The organism is Streptomyces sp. AgN23 (genome assembly GCF_001598115.1).
GTDB lineage: Bacteria > Actinomycetota > Actinomycetes > Streptomycetales > Streptomycetaceae > Streptomyces > Streptomyces antimycoticus.
In genome coordinates this window covers 10,662,307-10,676,612 of sequence record NZ_CP007153.1, presented here as the reverse complement: position 1 = coordinate 10,676,612, position 14,306 = coordinate 10,662,307, and the positions used below count along the sequence as shown (strand labels likewise).

General features: G+C 68.0%; 15 protein-coding genes and 2 pseudogenes. 12 read left to right on the top strand and 5 right to left on the bottom strand.

Going from position 1 to position 14,306, the window contains the following annotated elements; translation table 11 throughout:
- Positions 1-14 precede the first annotated feature (14 nt).
- Positions 15-1,595 carry an IS1182 family transposase gene (locus AS97_RS45785; RefSeq protein ID WP_210564187.1) on the top strand — a complete coding sequence of 527 codons (1,581 nt, stop codon included), beginning with the start codon at positions 15-17 and terminating at the stop codon, positions 1,593-1,595.
- A 77-nt stretch (positions 1,596-1,672) separates the two neighbouring features.
- On the opposite strand, the gene AS97_RS45780 is transcribed toward AS97_RS45785, so the two are convergent.
- The 3 genes from AS97_RS45780 to AS97_RS45770 all read right to left on the bottom strand — a co-directional run bounded on the left by AS97_RS45780 (position 1,673) and on the right by AS97_RS45770 (position 4,012).
- On the bottom strand, positions 1,673-2,203 hold the full coding sequence (locus AS97_RS45780; protein ID WP_210567006.1) for a transposase: 531 nt from the start codon (positions 2,201-2,203) through the stop codon (positions 1,673-1,675).
- Positions 2,204-2,344: 141 nt separating this feature from the next.
- Positions 2,345-2,722: a helix-turn-helix domain-containing protein gene (locus AS97_RS45775; protein ID WP_244453216.1), complete on the bottom strand. Its 378-nt coding sequence runs from the start codon at positions 2,720-2,722 to the stop codon at positions 2,345-2,347.
- Positions 2,723-2,887: 165 nt separating this feature from the next.
- On the bottom strand, positions 2,888-4,012 hold the full coding sequence (locus AS97_RS45770) for an IS630 family transposase (protein WP_086710425.1): 1,125 nt from the start codon (positions 4,010-4,012) through the stop codon (positions 2,888-2,890).
- 50 nt (positions 4,013-4,062) lie between these two features.
- Here AS97_RS45770 and AS97_RS45765 point away from each other — a divergent pair, with 50 nt between their 5' ends.
- From AS97_RS45765 to AS97_RS45730, 9 genes and pseudogenes are all read left to right on the top strand, one after another.
- A complete protein-coding gene (locus AS97_RS45765) occupies positions 4,063-4,224 on the top strand; it encodes a hypothetical protein (RefSeq protein ID WP_210567477.1) in 162 nt (53 codons plus the stop codon).
- A gap of 61 nt (positions 4,225-4,285) precedes the next feature.
- Positions 4,286-4,918, top strand: coding sequence for a hypothetical protein (locus AS97_RS45760; RefSeq protein ID WP_247204729.1), 633 nt, complete (start codon positions 4,286-4,288; stop codon positions 4,916-4,918).
- Between the two features lie 25 nt (positions 4,919-4,943).
- A complete protein-coding gene (locus AS97_RS45755; protein WP_210567003.1) occupies positions 4,944-5,450 on the top strand; it encodes a DUF2461 family protein in 507 nt (168 codons plus the stop codon).
- Positions 5,451-5,857: 407 nt separating this feature from the next.
- Positions 5,858-6,154 (top strand): annotated as a pseudogene (locus AS97_RS49180) (urease subunit gamma); the annotation flags it as partial.
- Between the two features lie 165 nt (positions 6,155-6,319).
- Complete coding sequence (locus AS97_RS49175) at positions 6,320-6,715, top strand: urease subunit beta (protein WP_349017648.1); 396 nt, start codon at positions 6,320-6,322, stop codon at positions 6,713-6,715.
- Complete coding sequence (locus AS97_RS45745) at positions 6,712-8,763, top strand: urease subunit alpha (RefSeq protein WP_210567002.1); 2,052 nt, start codon at positions 6,712-6,714, stop codon at positions 8,761-8,763. The genes AS97_RS49175 and AS97_RS45745 overlap by 4 nt, the downstream gene beginning before the upstream one ends.
- 117 nt (positions 8,764-8,880) lie before the next feature.
- Positions 8,881-9,555, top strand: a complete 675-nt coding sequence (locus AS97_RS45740; protein ID WP_210567001.1) for an urease accessory UreF family protein — start codon at positions 8,881-8,883, stop codon at positions 9,553-9,555.
- A 28-nt stretch (positions 9,556-9,583) separates the two neighbouring features.
- Positions 9,584-10,279: an urease accessory protein UreG gene (gene ureG / locus AS97_RS45735; protein ID WP_210567000.1), complete on the top strand. Its 696-nt coding sequence runs from the start codon at positions 9,584-9,586 to the stop codon at positions 10,277-10,279.
- Positions 10,276-11,136, top strand: coding sequence for an urease accessory protein UreD (locus AS97_RS45730; RefSeq protein ID WP_210566999.1), 861 nt, complete (start codon positions 10,276-10,278; stop codon positions 11,134-11,136). The genes ureG and AS97_RS45730 overlap by 4 nt, the downstream gene beginning before the upstream one ends.
- 232 nt (positions 11,137-11,368) lie before the next feature.
- On the opposite strand, the pseudogene AS97_RS48340 reads toward AS97_RS45730, so the two are convergent.
- Together AS97_RS48340 and AS97_RS45725 are read right to left on the bottom strand one after the other, a co-directional pair.
- Positions 11,369-11,597: pseudogene (locus AS97_RS48340) on the bottom strand (aminotransferase class IV); the annotation flags it as partial.
- A gap of 356 nt (positions 11,598-11,953) precedes the next feature.
- Positions 11,954-12,121, bottom strand: coding sequence for a hypothetical protein (locus tag AS97_RS45725; RefSeq protein WP_161563142.1), 168 nt, complete (start codon positions 12,119-12,121; stop codon positions 11,954-11,956).
- A 382-nt stretch (positions 12,122-12,503) separates the two neighbouring features.
- Here AS97_RS45725 and AS97_RS45720 point away from each other — a divergent pair, with 382 nt between their 5' ends.
- Positions 12,504-13,907: a CARDB domain-containing protein gene (locus AS97_RS45720; protein ID WP_210566998.1), complete on the top strand. Its 1,404-nt coding sequence runs from the start codon at positions 12,504-12,506 to the stop codon at positions 13,905-13,907.
- 220 nt (positions 13,908-14,127) lie between these two features.
- Complete coding sequence (locus AS97_RS45715; protein WP_210566997.1) at positions 14,128-14,280, top strand: hypothetical protein; 153 nt, start codon at positions 14,128-14,130, stop codon at positions 14,278-14,280.
- Positions 14,281-14,306: the final 26 nt, after the last annotated feature.

Sequence of the window (14,306 nt, the reverse complement as noted above, 5' to 3'; positions counted from 1 at the left end):
CTTGTCTTGTGGCGATGGGTGAGTGGGTCGGCGAGATGGTCGGGCCGGATGTGTGGGAGACCTGCCGGGACCTGATTCCGGCCGGGAGTGTGTTCGCGTTCCTGGCCGAGCATCGTGGCGAGCTGTTCCCGGCTGAGATGTTCGTGGACATGTATCCGTCGGCGAATGGACGGCCGAGCATGCCGCCGCAGATCCTGGCCGCCGCGATCGCGCTACAGGCCCTGCACGGGCTGTCGGACTTCGAGACAGTCCAGGAATTGCGGTGCGACCTGCGGTGGAAGGCCGCATGCGGCCTGGGCCTCAACGACATGGCGTTCGATCCATCGCTGCTGGCCTACTTCCGCCGCCGGCTGGCCCGTTCCGCCCGCCCGAACCGCATCTTCGAGACCGTACGCGAGGTCGTGAAGGCCACCGGTGTCCTCAAGGGCAAGCACCGCCGGGCTCTGGACTCCACTGTGCTGGACGACGCGGTCGCCACCCAGGACACCGTCACCCAGATCATCGCCGCCGTCCGCGCGGTGATCCGCGAAGTCCCCGGCGCCGACACGGCCGCCGCTGCCCAGTGCACCGCCCACGACTACACCGACCCAGGCAAACCGAAGATCGCCTGGAACGACGAGCAGGCCCGCGCCGAGCTGGTCGACGCACTCGTCACGGACGCGCTGCGGCTGCTGGGCCACCTGCCCGAACAGCAACTCGGCGAGAAGGCCGCGAACGCGGTGGGCATCCTGGCCCTGGTCGCCGGTCAGGACGTCGAGCCCGCCGAGGACTCCGACGGCCGCGACGGACGCTGGCGCATCACCCGGGGCACCGTCCCTGGCCGGATGGTCTCCACCATCGATCCGGAAGCCCGGCACATCCACAAGACCCGCAGCCACCAGCAGGACGGTTTCAAGGCCCACCTGGCCATCGAGCCCGAGACCGGCTTATACACCGCCGTCGCCCTGCGGCCCGGCTCCGGGCCCGAGCACCATGAGGCTGCCGTGGGTCTTGAGCTGCTCGCCGACGAGGACACCCCGGTGGACGCCTTCGGTGACACCGCCTACTCCACCGGCGACGCCCGCCAGGCCCTGGACCGGGCCGGGCACCGGCTGTTCCTCAAACCCGCCCCGCTGCGGCCCGCCGTCCCCGGCGGCTTCACCCTCGACGACTTCGCCATCGACACCACCACCGCCATCGTGACCTGCCCGGCCGGACACGCCGTGGGCCTGTCCGACCCCGGCGGGCAGCACCACCAGCGCAAAGCCTCTTTCGGGAACTTATGCACCGGATGCCCCCTGCGCGAGCAGTGCACCAAGGCCAAGGCCGGACGCATCCTGACCATCCGCCCGCACCACGACCTCCAAGCGGCCGCCCGCCACCAGGCCGCCACCGATCCTGACTGGCAGGCCGACTACCGCCGCTGGAGACCACCGGTCGAACGCGCCGTCGCATGGCTCGTCCACCACGGCAACCGCCGACTCCGCTACCGCGGCACCCTCAAGAACGACACCTGGCTCCACACCCGAGCCGCCGCCCTCAACCTCCGCCGACTGATCAACCTCGGACTCACCCGCATCGACGGCGCCTGGCACCTCGCCCCAGCCACCACATAACGAAGAGGGGCCATCCGGCCTCCGGCCGGACAGCCCCTCACCAAGATCTTCATCGGCCTTCTAGTAGATTGTCGCGGCTAACTTTTGGGATAAAGGTGGCGCAGTTTGATGCGTGCGTCGTGGGTGGTGAATTGCCAGTTCACCTGACGTCGGTCGGTGTTGGTGGTGTTCTGCCAGGCTGAGAGTTCGGTATTGAGGGTGTCGAGGTCGCCGATCCGGCGGTCGAGGCATTGCCGGGTGAGTGCGGAGAGTTCGATCTCGGCGATGTTGAGCCATGACCCGTGCTTGGGGGTGTGGTGGATCTCGAGGCGTTGGGCCAGGGCGAAGGCCTCGTGTGGTTCGAATGCCTCGTACAGTGAGGCGATGCCGTGGGTGTTGAGGTTGTCCATCACCAGCACCACGGTCTCGGCATTGGGGTAGTCCACGTTCAGTAACTGCTTGACCTGGCCGGCCCAGTCGATTCGGGTCCGCTGCGACAGCGCCTGAACGCGGCGCCACCCGCGCAGGGGTTCGACCCACGCGAAGATCGAGCACGTGCCGCGGCGGATGTACTCGCTGTCCTGGCGGGCGTCGTGTCCGGGGCGAGGCCGGGAGTGGGTCGCGGGCATCGGCGAGGAGCTGGTAGGGCTTCTCGTCCATGCACACCACCGGACGTGCCGGGTCATAAGGCTGGGCATAGACGGCCAGCACGTCTTCCATCCGGGCCGCGAACTCCGCGTTCGCCCGTGGCGGGATGGTCCAGCACTTTCTCAGGTGAGGGCGCAGTTCCGTTTTTTTAAGACCCGCCCGATGGTGGAGTGGTCCAGATCGGGGATGTCCTCGGCCAGCGCAACGTGCTTCTCCAGCAGCCGCAGTGACCACCGGGTATGGCCCTGGGGTGGCTGTGAGCACGCCATCGCGATCAGCCGGGCTTCGACCTCACCGGTCACCGGCGAGGGCACCGGCGGCAGGTCGCGCTTCTTCCGCGCGATCGTGGCGTGCACATCGCCACCGGTCTCAGCGAAACGCTTGGCGACCAGCCGTAACGTCTCACCGGAGACGCCCAGCCGGTTCGCGATCACCGTCTTGGAATCCACCTCACCTTCCGAGGTGTCCAGCGCGAGCAGTACCCGCGCACGCATGATCATCGAAGCCCCACGAACACCCGTCGTGGTCACCCGGACCAAATCCTCACGATCCTGCGCGGTCAACCTGACCGGCCGCTTCTTCTGTGAACCCACGACGACAGTCTTGTCCAGCAATCACGAAGGAGGAACCCACCAGACACGCCACAGCTAAGCAGCGACAATCTACTAGTGTCCTGCGCCGGAGATCCGTCGGCAGAATTGGGCGAGGGATTCGAGGATCTCCTCGGCGGTCTTGGTCCAGATGAACGGCTTGGGGTCTGCGTTCCAGTCCTTGACCCAGGCGCGGATGTCGGCTTCGAGGGTCTGGACGCTCTTGTGTGCGCCGCGGCGGATCTTCTGGTCTGCCAGGAAGCCGAACCACCGCTCGACCTGGTTGATCCAGGAGGATCCGGTCGGGGTGAAGTGCATGTGGAAGCGTGGGTGCTTGGACAGCCACGTCCTGATCGCGGGTGTCTTGTGGGTGCCGTAGTTGTCGCAGATGAGGTGGATCTGGAGGTGCGCGGGCACCTCCTTGTCGATCTTGACCAGGAACTTCTTGAACTCCGTCGCCCGGTGCCTCCGGTGCAGGGAGCTGATGACCTCGCCGGTGGCGACATCGAAGGCGGCGAACAGCGTGGTCAGGCCGTTACGGACGTAGTCGTGGGTGCGCCGCTCGGGCATGCCGGGCATTATCGGCAGTACCGGCTGGGACCGGTCCAGTGCCTGGATCTGGGACTTCTCGTCCACCGAGAGGACAACCGCGCCCTCGGGCGGGTTGAAGTACAGCCCGACCACGTCGTAGACCTTCTCCACGAAGAACGGGTCCGTGGACAGCTTGAAGGTGTCCGTCAGGTGTGGCTTGAGCTGGAACTTCCGCCAGATCCGGCCGACGGTGGACTTGGACAGACCGCTGTGCTCGGCCATCGACTTCCGCGACCAGTGCGTAGCGTTCTTCGGGATCTCCTCCAGCGTGGCGACCACGACCGCCTCCACCTGCTCGACACCGATGGTGGGCGGTCGCCCCGGCCGGGGCTCGTCGGTCAGGCCGTCCAGTCGCTCGGCCAGGAACCGCCGCCGCCACTTGCGGACCGTGTCGGCGGCCACCCGCAACTCGCGGGCGACCACCACGATCGGCGGCACCTCCGGGCCCGCACACGCCAGCACGATCCGCGCCCGCAGGGCCAGCGCCTGAGCCGACGTTGCCCGACGCGACCACCGTTGCAACACCGCCCTCTCCTCGTCGGAGAGCAGCAACGGTTCAAGCTTCGGGCCCCGACGAGGGACCGAAGCACCAGCAGCAGAAGAAGTCATGCAGTAACTAACGATCAACTACTGGCGCAGGACACTAGGACGACATCGATGTGCAAGGCACCCGCGGCCTGGACATCGACCACATGGTGTCGCTCGCCGAAGCCTGGGACAGCGGCACCTCCACCTGGTTGGCCCAGGAACGCCATGACTACGCCAACGACGTGGACGACACCAGGCCCCTGGCCACGGTGAGCGAACCAGTAGCCGCATAGCCGTCGCGCAGAGGTACCATCCACCACCAACATGAAAAGGCCCCAGACGAGGGAGCTTGTGGTGGACTCCTCTGCCGACAACACCAAACTCAAGTCCCAATACGCGGCACAGATCAATACCGATCTCGAACGCAACTCCGCCGACCACGAACGTCTCACCTCCGAGATCACGGCACTACAGCAGCAGCTGTTGGTGCTGGAAAACAACCGGGTACTGCTGCTCGGCATGCGGCAGAGCCTTGGCGACGAAGCCGCCGGTGACGTTCCGGAGAACACCGACGTCAGCGGCTCTGAGAATGGTGCATCCGCTGCACGGAAGTCCGCGGACCGGTCGGCGACGCGCAAGCCGAGGAAGAAGACCGACACAGCCAGCGGCAAGCAGAAGGGAACGGAGTCAGGCGGGATCCGCACCAAGCGGGTGCGAGAAGCGGGTTCTTCCACCCTCCGGGACCTCATCCGTGATGACCTCACCCAGCACGCTGAACCGCGTTCCGCAGCCGAGGTCACCGCTGCCCTCACCCAGGCCCTTCCAGACCGCGAGGTCAAAGCCACGGTCGTGCGCAGCACTCTCGAGTCACTCGTCGCCAAGGGCGAAGCTCACCGCACCAAGCAGCAGAGGTCCGTCTTCTACTCGGTTGCTGCCCCGGACGCGGCCGCCGGTACGGCTGAGCGCGGCGCGGCATCTTCTTCCTGAGAGCTGTAGTCTCGTCCGGCAGCCGATGATCGCGCTGCTCAATGATGTGGCAGACGCCGATCCCCGGTACGAGGACTTCTCTGTCTGGCACTACCGCACCAACTCCTGGTGGTGGCAGCATCAGGGCGCGGTGATCCGCCTCGGCCACAAGATCGAGATCGGTCTGCGGTTCGACCTGGACGGCCTGCGGATCCAAGGCGCTTGGTGGTATCCCGCCCCTGGCCAGGTCACCTCGTTCCGCAAGGCCGTCGCCACCGAGGGAAGCGGCCACGAACTCTTCTCCATCATCGAGGACTTGAGGGCGAAGGGCTACGACATCTCCGGGGACGTGATGAAGCGCCCCCCACGGGGCTATCCGTGCGACCACTCCTGCACGGACCTGCTGCGCCACCGCTCACTGATCGCCGCCTATCCCCTCGGCTGCGACGACTGGCTCCACACCCCTGAGGCTGTCGGCAAAGTCCTCGCGGCCGCCGACGACCTCGACGCCATGCTCACGTGGCTGGTCCGTCACGTGAACAGCTCCACCTGACCCGAGAAGAACCAGCATCGACACACACCGTCCGGAAAACCGGCACATGTCCCCAGAAGCTGTTGCCTTCCGCGCGTGAGGACTGCATTTCCGCTGGTCGGGTATAGGGGCGGTGGTCCGCGGGAGTGGTGGCTCATCGTGTCGCTGCCCCGGTGGAGGAGTGGACCACCGCCCGCTCGTGAGGGGCTTGCCTGGACGACGCTGTCAGCTCCTGCCCGGCGGGGTGGCGACTGCGTATTCCGCATCGCGGATTCATCAGATGGTGTGGTTCATCCGCGGTTTGGCCATCTCGCTGATCCTGCCCGCTGATGCTCGAAGAGCGCCCGGTTGCCGTCCTGGGGGAACGTGTTCGTGATCTCCGGCATGCCTGGCCGCATGCACTGTCCGACCAAGAGAAATGGCTTATCGTGCATTTGACTCCGCATGAGCAGGAGCGCCTGCTTATCCATGTCGCGGCCGACGTTGCACACAGGCGCCGCGACCGTGGGCTGCGCCTCAACTATCCAGAAGTGATGGCCCTGCTGACGGTGCACGTCTTCGAGGCGGCACGCGACGGCAAGACGGTCAGCGACATCATGGAGTCGGGTCGGCAGCTGTTCGCCCGTGATGAGGTGATGGACGGCGTCCCGGAGATGATTAAGAACGTCCAGGTGGAGGCCACCTTCCCGGACGGCACCAAGCTGGTCACCATCGACGACCCCATTCCGGAGGCGCCAGAGGAGCACGAGGTCTACCCGGGCAAGGTCGAGCACCCCCAGCCGCCCCGCAAGCCAGACTCCCCGGTCGACTGCGACGACAGCGGCAACTCGTCCGTAAGCTGCTACGAGTACGACGACACAGTCTCCCGGTACGACGCGATCCACTTCAACGTGCACCTCGACGGGGACACGCAGGGCGTCAGCCTGCAGAGGGACGCCACCACCTTGCCGGGGCCGGGCAAGACGAAGATCAAGGTGAAGAACGAGTCGGACCGTCCCATTCAGGTTGCCTCCCACTATCACTTCGCCGAGGTCAACCCGGAGCTCAAGGTCATCAGCATCGAGGTCCCTGCCGGTCGGACAGTCCCCCATGACCGCAGTCTCTGGAACTGCGATGCGGCGAAGGGCCGACGGCTCAACATCGCCGCGGGCACGGCGGTGCGCTTCGAACCTGGCGACGAGTGCTGTGTGGAACTGGTGCAGATCCAGGGTGATGTCACGGCCGGCGGCAGCAACACCAGCGACCTGGCCAAGATCCGGGGACTGCGCGAAGGAATCGTCCGATGAACAACCCGCAGGGACAGGGCCGCGGCCAGGTGCCGAAGCCTGTGAAGGGCCGGCCGAAGCCGAGCAATGAGCTGACGCGGGCGGATTACACAGCGCTGTACGGGCCGACCACGCGGGACCGGGTCCGGCTCGCCGACACCGACCTCACGCTGGAGATCGAGGCCGACTGGAGCGGCGGCCCTGCGTACAGCGGCAATGAGATGGTCTTCGGCGGCGGCAAGGTGATCCGCGAGTCTATGGGAATGTCGCACCTCGCCAGGGATGGGAGGAACGGCGAAGGCGACGCCACGGACCACAGGCCCGTGGACACCGTCATCACGGGCGCGTTGATCCTCGACTGGTGGGGCGTGGTCAAGGCCGACATTGGCATCCGCGACGGCAGGATCGCGGCCATCGGCAAGGCGTACAACCCCGAGACGATGGACCCGATCCCGAGCAACAGGTTCGAGATGCCGAACCGTACAACTATGGGCAATACGGAGCCGGTTCCGTTGACGCCGGTAAGTTTCGTGGTCGGGCCGAGCACCGAGGTCATCTCCGGCAACGGGCGGATCATCACCGCGGGTGGCGTAGACACCCATGTCCACTTCATCTGCCCCGGGGAGATCCACGAGGCTCTGGCCTCGGGTGTGACCACCCTGATCGGCGGCGGCACGGGACCGGCCGAGGGCAGTACGGCCACCACCGTGACCCCGGGCGCATGGCACATCAGGCGGCTCTTCGAGGCGCTGGACGAGTTCCCGGTCAACATCGGCCTGCTCGGCAAGGGCAGCACGATGAACGAGCACGAGCTCAACGCGCAGGTTGACGCCGGTGTCTGTGGCTTCAAGATTCACGAGGACTGGGGCGCCACGCCCGCGGTGATCGACCGGGCCCTGGACATCTGTGAAGAGCGCGGTGTCCAGCTTGCTCTGCACGCCGACTCACTGAACGAGTCGGGGTTCCTGGAGAGCACACGGGCAGCCTTCACGGGCGACGGCAGGGACGCTGGGGGGAAGTTCACGAAGAAGAAGGCACGCTCCATCCACATCTTCCATGTCGAGGGTGCTGGCGGTGGTCACGCGCCGGACATGATCGAGCTGGTCAAGGAACCGAATGTCCTCCCGGCCTCGACCAACCCGACGCGTCCCCTGACGGTCAACACCGTCAAGGAGCACGTCGACATGATGATCGTGTGCCATCACCTCAACCCGCAGATTCCGGCCGATATGGCCTTCGCCGACTCCCGGATCCGGCCGTCCACCATGGCCGCGGAGGACCTCCTCCACGACATGGGCGCCATCTCCATGATGTCCTCCGACGCCCAGGCAATGGGCCGCATCGGTGAGATGATCATGCGTACCTGGCAGACCGCACACGTCATGAAGTGCCGCTACGGGGCACTGAAGGAGGACCTCGAAGCCGCGAAGGTCCGCACGATCACCGACGACACAAACCACTCCTTCAACGACCAGCAGCTGCAGCCGAACGACAACTTCCGGGCGCGCCGGTACGTCGCCAAGTACACGATCAACCCGGCGATCACGCACGGCATCGACGGCCACGTCGGCTCCGTGCAGACCGGGAAGCTCGCCGACCTGGTGCTGTGGGAGCCGAAGTTCTTCGGCGTCAAACCGCACATGCTCCTCAAGGGCGGCCAGCTCGCATACGCGCAGGTCGGCGACGCCAACGCGTCGATCACAACGCCGCAGCCCTACATGCCGCGCCCGGTCTGGGGCTCCACCGGCCGCTCCCCGGGACGCAACTCGGTGAACTTCGTGGCTCCGGGCGTGGCCGGCAAACTGAACGGAGACGGCACCAGCAGTATTCCGGGTCTCGGTCTCGACAAGGAGTTCGTGGACATCACAAGCACCCGGCAGGTCATGAAGTCCGACATGAAACTGAACGACGGCAGTGCGCTGACGAGCCTCGAAGTCGACCACAACAGCTTCGAGGTCACCATCGGCGGTGCGACCACGACCGACGCCCGCACCGAACTCAATGGTGCGACCGTGCCGCGCTCCTACGTCAACGAAGTACCCCTGGCACAGCGGTACTTCCTCTTCTGAACCGCCACCAGCCGGGCCGTCGGAGCAACAGCACTGCGGCCGGGCCCTCGGGCGGGCAGGCCAGGCCCGCCCGCGCTCGGCACAACTTCCGACCCCACGAAAGGCAGCCGCTCACCCATGAGCCGTGCAGCCCTGCTCCTGCTGGCCGACGGCCGCTTCCCCGCCGGAGGGCACGCCCACTCAGGGGGCGTCGAAGCCGCTGTCGCCCACGGAGCCGTACACGACACCGACAGCCTGGAGGCATTCTGCCGCGGCCGTCTGCACACCACCGGCCTGACCATGGCCGGCCTGGCCGCCGCGGCCGCCGCCGGAGTCGACCCGCTGCTGCTGGACGACGCCGCTGACGCACGCACCCCCGTCCCCGCGCTGCGCGCCGTCGCCCGTCGGCTCGGCCGGCAGATGATGCGCGCGGCCCGTGCCACCTTCCCGTCCGAGGACCTGGAACGGCTGGCCGCCGAACGTCCCCAGGGCGCCCACCAGCCGCTCGTGCTGGGCCTCGCCGCCCGGGCCGCAGGGCTCACCCCGCTGGACGCCGCCTATGCCGCCGCGTACGAGAACGCCAGCGGCCCGGCCACCGCGGCAGTGCGCCTGTTGAGCCTCGACCCGCTCGACGCCTCGGGGCTGCTGGCCCGCCTCAGCTCCGATACCGACGCCGTCGCCACAGCTGCCGCCCAGGCCGCGGACCGCGTCACGGCCGAGGGCATCGACGCCCTGCCATCGGCGTCCTCCCCGCTGCTGGACATCACCGGTGAACAACACGCCGCCTGGACCGTCCGGCTCTTCGCCTCCTGAAGCCTTCCCTTCCCACCTGGAGCTCTTCGTGCACCTCGACCACCCCGTGACCATGCCACAGCGCCACACCCACAGCGCCGAGCCGCTCCGCGCCGACGGCAGCCGCCGAGCTCTGCGTGTCGGTCTGGGCGGGCCCGTCGGCTCCGGCAAGACAGCCAGCGTCGCAGCGCTCTGCCGCACCCTGCGCGACCGCTGGTCCATCGCCGTCGTCACCAACGACATCTACACCCGCGAGGACGCCGAGTACCTGCTGCGAGAGGCCGTGCTGCCGCCCGAACGGATCACCGCGGTGGAGACCGGCGCGTGCCCGCACACCGCGATCCGCGACGACATCTCAGCCAACCTCGAGGCCGTCGAACACCTGGAGGCGGCCCTCCATCCCCTCGACCTCGTGTTCGTCGAGTCCGGTGGCGACAACCTCACCGCAACCTTCTCCAAGGGCCTCGTCGACGTGCAGATCTTCGTCATCGACGTCTCCAGCGGCGAGGACATCCCCCGCAAAGGCGGCCCCGGCATCACCACCGCCGACCTCCTCGTCGTCAACAAAACCGACCTCGCCCCGCACGTAGGCGCCGACCTCGCCACCATGGCCGCCGACGCCAAACGGCAACGCGGCGACCTTCCCGTCATCTTCACCAGCCTCACCTTGGACGACGGCATCCGCGAGGTCGCCAACTGGGTTACCGCGCACCTCGCCGAGTGGCGCTCCAAGGCGGCCGTATGAGCCTCGCCGCACAACTCGCCGCACAACTCGCCGCAGACCGGGCAGCGTTGGCCGGAGCCCGCTCCGGAGCCGAGGAGCCCGCCGGGCACCCGGACGGGGTGCATGCCACGGCCCGCATCCACGCCACGTACAACGGACGCGTCACCACACTTCCGCAGCTACGCAGTGACGGCCCGTTCCACCTCCGACGCATGCGCACCGACGGGAACACCGCCAAGGTGGGGATCATCGGTGCGATGAGCGCCCCACTCGGCGGCGACCGGCTCACCATCGACGTCACCGCCGGGGACCGGGCCGTACTGGAGGTCACGACGGCCGCCGCCACACTCGCCCTGCGCGGCCCCACCACCGCCCCGGCCACCTACGACGTACGGCTCACCGCCGGGGAACACACGAGCCTGCACTGGCTGCCCCAGCCGCTGATCAGCGCCGCCGGCAGCAACCTCCGGCAGACTTACACCGTCGAACTCGCCGCCACCGCACGGCTGTTGCTGCGAGAGGAGCAGCTCCTGGGCCGGGCCAACGAGCATCCGGGCCACCTCATCAGCCGGCTATTGGTCCACCGTGCCGGAAGACCACTGCTCGACCAGCAGACGGCATACGGGGACCCAGAACCCGGCTGGGACGGCCCGGCCGTCCTGCACGGACACCGCGCTGTCGGCCAACTCCTGCTCGTCGCACCCGAAATGGGCATTCACCACAGCCCCGTCCTCCTCCGCGAGGGCTCCCGGGACGGGTGCGCCGTCCTCACACCACTGGCCGACGGCCCGGCACTGCTCGCCACCGCCATCGCACCGACCTCCTCGGCCCTGCGGGAACTGCTCGACGAAGCCCTCGCACACGCCCTCCAAAAGTAGCGCGGATGACCCGCCGCCCCTCAGCGGGCGGCGGACCACACCAGCGGGTCAGCCCCAAACGTCCGCGCCCCGCGACGCCAAGCACTCCCTGGACACGCAGCGCCTTGGTCTAATTTAGGCACCTCTTCCTCACCGCAGCCATCGCCGGAATAGGACACTCCGATTGCGGGCCTACAGTCGAGGAGGTCGTGCCACTGCGGGTGCCACATGCGCCGGTCGCATGCCGTGGAGCCGCCGCGAGCGTCATGAGGGAATCGCGAATCACGCCGGAGAGCAGCGTGCCGGTCAGCGGGGGCGTCACCACGCCGGCGTCCGGTCCGGTCCCCCGGACGAGGAATCAGGTTCATGCCGCCCATCTCCTCCACCCAGCGGCGCTCCACCGGGTCCAGCCACACGACCTGCTGGCAGCCCGCATCGGCGGCCGCCTGCTGGTCGAGGCACGCACCCGCGTGGTTCCCGGCGCCGACAGCGGGGTTGCGGCGGCGACCAGCGCTTTGTGAACCCGGGCGCCGCAGGGCCCTGAGCGGGCACAGCGCCTCCCGCACCACCGCCATGCACCTGACCGACGACGGCGGCCGCCTGCCGGCCACGTTACTGCGCCGGACGCAAGGAACGGGGGCTGGCCTGGAGGCATAAAGGACCCTCCGTCGACAGAACAACGGGGCGTGCAGGGCCTCCGCCTCTCGGCCCGCGTAACGCCGCACGCCACGCCCCAACTACTGCGCCTGGCAACCGCAGTTGAGACGTGCCGGCTCGTATGCCCGGCACAGCCCGCCGGGCAGGAGCCTCCGGACATCCCAGCCGCCCGCGCCGACCGTCAGGCGGACTGATCCGGCGAGCCGAGCACACCACGCTCGCGCAGTTGGGCAAGGTGTTCCAGCCCGCCGGGCCGGTACAGCGGCGCCGCGTCGATGTCGGCCTCAGTGCTGCCCGGCCTCTCCCTCGCAGCACAGTCGACAAAGGGTGGATCCGGCAGCAGCGCCACGTCGGCACGGTCCCGGTCGGCGCCACGCTCGCCGCGGTGGATCAGGTCCGGAGTCCTGGGATCGTCAACTTCGCTGGCGTCTGATTCACCCTGCGCGGGGGTGAGCGCGGGTAGTGCGACGGGCGCTTTCGGCCATGACCGGTGTGGTGGGTGAGAGTGGGGAGGGGCGTGTGGTGGGAGGGGTGTGCCGACCGGTGGCCTGTGGGGACGGCGGGGCGCGGGGTGCTTGGGGGTGGGGTGCGCAAACGTGCTGCGCAGGGTTGGCCGGACTCATTCGTTAATCACTTTACGTGTTTACCTGAACGCGTTGTGCTACTGGCTGTTCCGGCGTCGCCACGGCCCGGCGGTGCATTCCAGCAGCATCGATTCGAGGGACATCACCATGACCACACCTCCCGCTGCTCCGCTCCGGGTCGCCCTGGCCAACGGCAGCTTCGAAGAACCCGCCGTAACCGGTGTGGAGATCCTGCCGGACGCCTCACAGACGCAGGCGGCCAAGCGGGTCCCGGGCTGGCTCACCACGGCCTCCGACCACAGGATCGAGCTGTGGCGGTCGGGCTTCAACGGTGTGCCGGCGGCCGAGGGCGTCCAGTTCGCCGAGCTCAACGCGAACCAGGTCTCCACGCTCTACCAGGACCTGCCGACCACGCCCGGCACGAAGCTGTACTGGCGGCTGTATCACCGCGGCCGCCAGGGCGAGGACACCATGGCGCTGGACATCGGCGCGCCCGGCTCCACGGTGGAGCAAAGGCGCTTCACCGACGGCAACACCGCCTGGGGTTACTACACAGGCACCTACACCGTCCCGGACGGCCAGACACTGACGCGCTTCGCCTTCCGCTCGGTCTCCGCCGCCGGCGGCAACCGCAGCGTCGGCAACTTCCTGGACGGCATCTTCTTCGGCACCGCTCCCTACGTGACGGTCGCCAAGACCGCCATTCCCGCGGGGCCGCTGGAGGTGGGCGATGCCGTCACCTACCGCATCACCGCCAAGAACGAGGGCGGTGGCGGGGCCGAGAACCTCATCCTGACCGACGTCATCCCGCAGGGCACGACCTATCTGCCCGGTTCCTTGCGTATCGTCGACGGCCCGAACGCCGGAGCGAAGAGCGACGCGAAAGGTGACGACCAGGCGTACTACGACGCCCAGGCAAACAAGGTCGTCTTCCATCTCGGCAACGGCGCTTCCGGCGTGGAGGGCGGCAGCCTGCCCAACACCGGGACCCTTCCGCCGGGGACCACGGTGGAGTACCGGGCCGTCATCGACCTGGCCGCCGCCGACAAGCACATCAGCAACACCGCCACCGCCACCTACGAGAACCGGCTCGGTGATACGCCGGAGCCCTTGACGGCCACGTCCAACGAGCAGATCACGGAGGTCAAGCCGGCTGCCGATCTGACCGTGGCGAAGGCAGCCGACGCGACCACCGTCACCGTCGGCCAGACCGTGACCTACCGCATCACCGTCCACAACACTGGCCCGAACCCGGCCACTGGCGTCACCGTCACCGACCAACTCCCCGACGACCTCACCTTCCTGTCCGCCGACGGCACCCCCGGAAGCTACGACCCGGTCACCGGGCAATGGACCGTGGACGACCTGGCCGACGGCGCCACCGCCACCCTCGTGCTGCGAGCCAAGGCCACCAAGACCGGCCGGATCACCAACACCGCCACCGCCGCCGGCAACGAAAAGGACCCCGACCCCACCAACAACACCGACACCGCCACCGTCTGCGTCGATCCCGCCCCCTCCTGCTGCGACCCCTGCTCCCCCCGCAAGTAACCCACCCAGGAACACGCCACGCCGCCTCCGCCAGCCCCCGGCCACGCGACACGGTCGGGGGCCCGGTCCCGGAGGCCCTGCGGCCGAAGACGCGGCGCACCACAGACCTTCCCCTTCCAGCACACGACCGGCAGCGCACCGGCACCACCGCAGCTCACGGGGCGACAGGGCCTGCAGGATGGCAAGGTCCTGCCTCCCAGCCGCAAAGCGCACGCCTGCCGTGGCGGTCCACGGACAGCGCGGTCTGTACGTCCTGGACGGTGCGCTGATCCTGGGCACCTCGAGAGCGTGCAACGCATCGATGACCATCGCAGCCGTGGCCGAGCGGGCGATGGACGCCATCACCGCCCAGGACATCGGCACGATCGTCTGAGCCGAGGCACCATGTGGGATTTCCCG

Bases quoted from the DNA above. Each gene is read 5' to 3' on its own strand.
- AS97_RS45755 (WP_210567003.1), top strand. From the start codon at position 4,944: ATGATCGCGCTGCTCAATGATGTGGCAGACGCCGATCCCCGGTACGAG.
- AS97_RS45730 (WP_210566999.1), top strand. From the start codon at position 10,276: ATGAGCCTCGCCGCACAACTCGCCGCACAACTCGCCGCAGACCGGGCA.
- AS97_RS45770 (WP_086710425.1), bottom strand. From the start codon at position 4,012: ATGACTTCTTCTGCTGCTGGTGCTTCGGTCCCTCGTCGGGGCCCGAAG.
- AS97_RS45785 (WP_210564187.1), top strand. From the start codon at position 15: ATGGGTGAGTGGGTCGGCGAGATGGTCGGGCCGGATGTGTGGGAGACC.
- AS97_RS45780 (WP_210567006.1), bottom strand. From the start codon at position 2,203: ATGCCCGCGACCCACTCCCGGCCTCGCCCCGGACACGACGCCCGCCAG.
- AS97_RS45745 (WP_210567002.1), top strand. From the start codon at position 6,712: ATGAACAACCCGCAGGGACAGGGCCGCGGCCAGGTGCCGAAGCCTGTG.
- AS97_RS45720 (WP_210566998.1), top strand. From the start codon at position 12,504: ATGACCACACCTCCCGCTGCTCCGCTCCGGGTCGCCCTGGCCAACGGC.
- AS97_RS45740 (WP_210567001.1), top strand. From the start codon at position 8,881: ATGAGCCGTGCAGCCCTGCTCCTGCTGGCCGACGGCCGCTTCCCCGCC.
- AS97_RS45775 (WP_244453216.1), bottom strand. From the start codon at position 2,722: ATGATCATGCGTGCGCGGGTACTGCTCGCGCTGGACACCTCGGAAGGT.